At 54.1% G+C, this 758-nt stretch carries 1 protein-coding gene; it reads right to left on the minus strand.

The window, feature by feature from the left end; genetic code table 11:
• Positions 1-183: 183 nt before the first annotated feature.
• A complete protein-coding gene (locus NW820_RS13065; protein WP_414342279.1) occupies positions 184-642 on the minus strand; it encodes a gamma-glutamylcyclotransferase family protein in 459 nt (152 codons plus the stop codon).
• Positions 643-758: the final 116 nt, after the last annotated feature.

The raw sequence follows: 758 nt of genomic DNA on the forward strand, positions 1-758 counted from the left end.
AGTCGCCGACCTTTCGGATTGCCAACGGATGTGCCGTCACTTTTATCGGATAGGCCGCACTCTCTTGGATCTGGACGCTGCCAAAACCGTTCGGGATCAACCCACCTGGTTTGAGGCTCCATCTTAAGGTCAGGGGCAGGAACCTGTTTGCCAGCAGCCTCAATCCCCTTGGACAGAGTGCTCTCAGCCACCCAACCCCATCGCTTCAATTTGATGAATGTAGTCGGGGGGAAGCCCATGCTCTCGTGCCCCCTTCAAGATTCCTTGAAGATATCCCTCGCTTGGGATCAATGAATCATCAATGAATGAATCTCCCGCCACGTAAGTCATTGCTTCGATCACTTCACCCTCATCGCTTCGAACCTGAACCTGCTGGCGACGGTAATGACCTCCCGGAATTCCTTCATACCGATCCATCCTCTCCAGCCTGTCCGAGCTGCACAGATAGGCAACTCCCCACACAACCCCAGAGGGATCCCGGACAATGTTGGCCTTGCCGGTTCCATCGTTGCCGCGCTTGTTGAACGTCAGGCGGTATCCCTGCAAACGAGCACGCCTAGCTTCCTTGAAATCAACAGCACGGTGTCCCATCTGCTGGGCATCTAGGTTACTTCCGTATGCAAAATACCACTGCTCACTCATCTCTAGTTCCCTTGGTGTCGGGTGAACCCGCCTACCCAGAATTACACTGAGATATTGAGCACATTAGCATCACGGGATCCCGCCCCTCCATGAGCTACTTGGTTATCGACACCGAG

It is taken from the genome of Synechococcus sp. R55.7 (assembly GCF_047461955.1).
Classification (GTDB): Bacteria; Cyanobacteriota; Cyanobacteriia; order Thermostichales; family Thermostichaceae; genus Thermostichus.